Origin of the sequence: Halochromatium roseum (assembly GCF_016653315.1) — a bacterium.
GTDB classification, from domain to species: Bacteria; Pseudomonadota; Gammaproteobacteria; order Chromatiales; family Chromatiaceae; genus Lamprobacter; species Lamprobacter roseus.
This window is the reverse complement of sequence record NZ_NHSH01000057.1, coordinates 205,845-207,574: the sequence shown is the minus strand read 5'-3', so window position 1 is coordinate 207,574 and position 1,730 is coordinate 205,845. Positions and strand designations below refer to the sequence as shown.

4 protein-coding genes are annotated in these 1,730 nt (G+C 60.8%); 1 reads left to right on the top strand and 3 read right to left on the bottom strand.

Translation table 11 applies throughout. From position 1 onward, the window contains the following. Positions 1-285: hypothetical protein (locus CCR96_RS24235; protein ID WP_207191950.1), on the top strand; the 285-nt coding region annotated here is incomplete at its 5' end. A gap of 217 nt (positions 286-502) precedes the next feature. Here the strand turns inward: CCR96_RS24235 and CCR96_RS12440 are convergent. The 3 genes from CCR96_RS12440 to CCR96_RS24230 form a co-directional block, all read right to left on the bottom strand. Then, positions 503-868, bottom strand: a complete 366-nt coding sequence (locus CCR96_RS12440) for a DUF5615 family PIN-like protein (protein WP_201220431.1) — start codon at positions 866-868, stop codon at positions 503-505. Further along, positions 865-1,101 (bottom strand): DUF433 domain-containing protein, encoded by a 237-nt coding sequence (locus tag CCR96_RS12435; RefSeq protein ID WP_201220430.1) that lies wholly within the window; start codon positions 1,099-1,101, stop codon positions 865-867. The genes CCR96_RS12440 and CCR96_RS12435 overlap by 4 nt, the downstream gene beginning before the upstream one ends. Positions 1,102-1,482: 381 nt before the next feature. Next, positions 1,483-1,730 (bottom strand): hypothetical protein (locus tag CCR96_RS24230; RefSeq protein WP_207191962.1); only part of this gene is annotated, 248 nt, incomplete at its 5' end.

Below are 1,730 nucleotides of genomic sequence, written 5' to 3'. Positions count from 1 at the left end.
GATCAGGCGTCGTTCAGCTGTCAGGGACGCAAGATCAAGCGCAAGCAAGATCCGGGAGCGGCCTTTCCTTGGGGTGAGGTGCTGAATCAGCTGAGACTGCGCCTGCAGGGTTCGGCGGCGCCGGTCGCTGCCTTTCCAGCCGCCGCCGCTCCGGCACCGTCGGCCACATCGACCCGTTCTGCACTCCCCTTGCCGCCGCCGCCATCGCTCGGGCCGGAGTCATGGGGCCAGCCGGCGCCATCCGAGGCGCCAAGGCGTAGCAATGGCGCGATCTTTCAGCGTTGATCGACACCGGAGATGGTGTGAGGCAACGCTTAGCAACTGTCCATCAACTTCTTCCCGATTTGAGGGCCCGTGGTGGGCGATTATCGGGAAGTAAAAAATGGGCAGCCACTTACCGGATCGCTCGACGCTCGACGCTCGACGGTCAACGCTGGTGCGGCTACGCGCGGTCTTTCAGAACGTCTATGGTGCCGGCGGCAGAGTCTATGCGCCGATTTGATCAGTGTTCATCCCCACCTCGGATGCGGACGCGTTGCTCTTCGACGATCCACAGATGCCCAATCAGTGGTTGCTGATCAAGTAGCTGCAACATCTGGCGAGTCAAACGAAGAAATATCTGAATTGTCTGGATGCGCGGTCGCAAAATGATGAGTCCGCAATACTGGTCCGGCGGATAGGCTCGCGGATCGGCAAAATCGAGATCGAGGGTCACCAAGGCCCGACGCTCGGTTCGACAAGCAGCGGCCAAGTCAGCGTCCGGACTTCCGGCCATCCGCTGGTCGATCACAGTCAACGCATCATGCCCATCCTCACGGAGCGAGGCGGCGACTTCCAAAGGCAGATTTTCATCCGTCTTGAACTTCAAGCGGCCAGCTCAGGCAGATCCACGATCCGCTCACGTGCGACCTCTGCGGCATAGCTCAATACCGCTTGGATATCCTCAAGTTGGAGGCTTGGATAGCTGTCGAGAATGCGCTGAGCGGTTGCACCGTCAGCCAAATTATCGAGAATCACGGAGACGGGTATCCGTGTCCCTTTGACGCAAACCTGACCGTGACAGATCGTAGGATCGGCAACGAGTCGTTCTTTCCATTTCATGGTGATGCACACGATAGGCCAGTGGTTGGCTGGGGTCGATTGACCTCGCCTTGTCATGTGAGTTTTTACAGCGGGCACGTGAGATTAGCCGAGGTGACCGAAGTGGTCAAACCAAAATCGTCGCGCCTTGGTGCTGGAGTTGCAGGGCCATGCCGAGGTGGATCACAGGCGTCGTTCAGCTGTCAGGGACGCAAGATCAAGCGCAAGCAAGATCCGGGAGCGGCCTTTCCTTGGGGTGAGGTGCTGAATCAGCTGAGACTGCGCCTGCAGGGTTCGGCGGCGCCGGTCGCTGCCTTTCCAGCCGCCGCCGCTCCGGCACCGTCGGCCACATCGACCCGTTCTGCACTCCCCTTGCCGCCGCCGCCATCGCTCGGGCCGGAGTCATGGGGCCAGCCGGCGCCATCCGAGGCGCCAAGGCGCAACAATGGGGCGATTTTTCAGCGCTGATCGACACCGGAGATGGTGTGAGGCAACGCTTACCGGGCCGCTCGACGGTCGACGCAGCAAGGTCCGCGTTTCTGCCTCGCTGAAATCGCCCAGACGCAACGACTCGGCCTTGATGTTGAAGGCGCTGCCGCCGGTGATGACGGCCTGTTGCGTACTGGATTGGATGCGATAGTCGCGCAGGT